Annotated in this window: 3 protein-coding genes; all 3 read right to left on the reverse strand. The window is 68.3% G+C overall.

Annotated elements, in window-relative coordinates; all coding sequences use genetic code 11:
* Nucleotides 1–12: 12 nt before the first annotated feature.
* A complete protein-coding gene (locus ACHFFZ_RS09900; RefSeq protein WP_394276461.1) occupies nucleotides 13–666 on the reverse strand; it encodes a cation transporter in 654 nt (217 codons plus the stop codon).
* Nucleotides 663–1,022 carry a helix-turn-helix transcriptional regulator gene (locus ACHFFZ_RS09905; protein ID WP_123574850.1) on the reverse strand — a complete coding sequence of 120 codons (360 nt, stop codon included), beginning with the start codon at nucleotides 1,020–1,022 and terminating at the stop codon, nucleotides 663–665. The genes ACHFFZ_RS09900 and ACHFFZ_RS09905 overlap by 4 nt, the downstream gene beginning before the upstream one ends.
* Before the next feature lie 515 nt (nucleotides 1,023–1,537).
* Nucleotides 1,538–2,549 (reverse strand): ArdC-like ssDNA-binding domain-containing protein (locus ACHFFZ_RS09910; RefSeq protein WP_394276462.1); only part of this gene is annotated, 1,012 nt, incomplete at its 5' end.

Genomic DNA, 2,549 nt, shown 5'->3' on the forward strand with positions numbered 1-2,549 from the left:
TCTCTGTGGGAATCAGTCGTCGTCCTCGTCCTCGAGGTCCTCCAGCACCTCGAACGGCGACTCGACGTCGCCGCGCCATGCCTCCAGGCCCTCGCGCACCGCGAGCACCGCCACGACAAGCGCCGCGACGGAGTCGGCCCACCACCAGCCGAACAGGCTGTTCAGGATGAGGCCGACGAACACCGCGCCGGAGAGGTAGACGCAGAGGATGAGCTGCTTGGCGTCGGCCATCACGCTCTTGGAGCCCAGCTCTCGCCCGGTCCGGACCTCGATCCACGCCAGCAGCGGCATGATGACCAGGCTCAGCGCTGTGATGCCGAGGCCCAGCGGGCTGTGATCGGGACCCTCTTGGCTGACCAGGGCCAGCACCGCATCGACCGAGACGTAGGCCGCCAGAGCGAAGAAGGCGACGGCGATCACCTTGACCGTGACCTTCTCCCACTGCTCCGGGTCCTTGCGGGTGAACTGCCAGGCGATGGCAGCGGCCGAGAGCACCTCGACCACCGAGTCGAGCCCGAAGCCGATCAGCGCCGCGGACGACGCGAGGACGCCCGCCCAGACGGCGACGATGGCCTCGATGACGTTGTAGGTGATCGTGAACCCGACGATGAAGCGGACGCGGCGGTGCAGGGTCGCGCGGCGCGCGGTGGTCAGAGTCTCGCTCATGCGTCCACCGCCGTCCCGCAGCATCCCGACACCGAGCACGCCGGGTCGATGCACGGCGCGTCCTCGTCCACCGCGAGCGTGACGTCGATCAGGGACATCAGCGCCGCGGCGAGGTGCGGGTCGGCGATCTCGTAGCGGGTTTGCCGCCCCTCGGGCTCGGCGACGACGATCCCGCAGTCGCGCAGGCAGGTCAGGTGGTTGGACACGTTCGAGCGGGTCAGCTCCAGCTCGCGCGACAGCACAGCCGGGTAGCTCGGACCGCCGAGCAGGGTCATGAGGATCCTGGAGCGCGTCGGGTCCGCCATGGCCCGGCCGAGCCGGTTCATGACGTCGAGGCGCGAAACAATAGTCAGCATGGACTGAACTATACAGTGTTCATTGACTAATCGCCCAGTTGTACGGGCTGCCGCACCCGCTCCGCGCGCTTGCCCTCGGGAATCGTGGTCACCTCTTGCGCCAGCGAGGCCACCTCGGCATCCCGCGACCCTTCCACGTCGCCACCAGGCCGGCAACCCAGCGGGCGGACGCGAAGAGCCCGTAACCGGCCCCGGCGAGGCCCACGGTGACCACGAGCCAGCGCCGGAAGATCAGCTGACTCGCTCCGCGGGCGCCTACACCCAAGTCATGTATGGCTCCATCCCACTGGGAAGCGCCATCGCAGGAATCCTGGGCTAGCACTACGGCACTCGCGCCGCAACCCTGGCCGGCGCGCTCGGCATGCTGTGCTCGATGCTGCCCATGCTGACTCGCACGGTCCTCAACCTGCGTCAGGCACAGGACCTCCACGCCACGACAGGCAACCCGGCAGGGAAGTGACAACGCCTCGAACACCTGACTGGCCGCTCGCAAGGCGCCCATGTGCTGTCCCGTCTCACCGAGGTGGAGCTGCAGGACTGCTCCCACGGCGAAGGGATGACCGCGACACCTCAACCTGGTGCGAGGGTCCCGAGATCGCCGCTGCCTGGAATGCCACCGAGGAGCCGGCTCGCTCGGGCACCATCGCTGTGCGGTCTGCCGCGACGTTGCGGGCGACCGTCTCTGCGAGGGCTTGGCCGATGGGTTGGGTGTTGTCTGGTACCGCGGTGGCGTCGAGGATCTGGTGCGCGGCGGTGAGGACGCGGCTGCCGGTGGAGTGGATGACGTCGGCGACGGTGGTGCCGTCAGGGTGGTGGGGGAGCGCTTGTTCTGCCCAGCCGGCGACGTAGGTGAAGGTGTATTGGCTGCTGTCGAGGCCGTGGGCGGCGGTGATGAGGTAGGCGACGGATTCGGCTTCGACCTCGAGACTGCCCCGACAGACCGGATCTGCGTCGGTGGTGGGCTGGTGGAGTAGGACGTGGCCGAGTTCGTGGGCGAGGGTCTTGACGGCTTGGGCGTCGTCGACGTCGTCGCGGATCTTGACGGTTCGGGTGGTGTAGTCGGTGTAGCCGTTCGCGGCGTGGCAGTCACCGCGCTCCAGACGGAAGCCCTGCTCACCGACGAGTGTGGCGAGGGCTTGCCAGAGGCCGTCGGGTGCTTGGCCGGTGAGCAGGGCGGGGCGGGGTGGTTCGGGGACGGGGTCGCCGGTGGTTTGGCTGATGTCGAAGACGCTGGCCGGTTTGACCCCGACAATCTGGGTGGCCATGAGGGGTTTGCCCTTGTCGTCGAGCAGGGGTGTGCCGTCGGGTTTGGTCTTGGGGAGGCGGCGGGTGACGGGGGCGAGGATGCGGATGCCGTGTTCACCGCGGGTGACCTGGCGGTGGAAACTCTTCTGCCAGGTGGTGTAGCCGGCGACGAGGGTGGCGTCGGGGCGTTGGGTCCAGATCAGGATGGTGTTGTTGAAGCTGTACTGGTGGAAGCGGCTCGCGACCCGCAGCCAGGCCTGCCACTGCTCGGAGCTGGTGAGG

Origin of the sequence: Luteococcus sp. (genome assembly GCF_043424415.1) — a bacterium.
Classification (GTDB): Bacteria; Actinomycetota; Actinomycetes; order Propionibacteriales; family Propionibacteriaceae; genus Luteococcus.

Bases quoted from the DNA above. Each gene is read 5' to 3' on its own strand.
- ACHFFZ_RS09900 (WP_394276461.1), bottom strand. From the start codon at position 666: ATGAGCGAGACTCTGACCACCGCGCGCCGCGCGACCCTGCACCGCCGC.
- ACHFFZ_RS09905 (WP_123574850.1), bottom strand. From the start codon at position 1,022: ATGCTGACTATTGTTTCGCGCCTCGACGTCATGAACCGGCTCGGCCGG.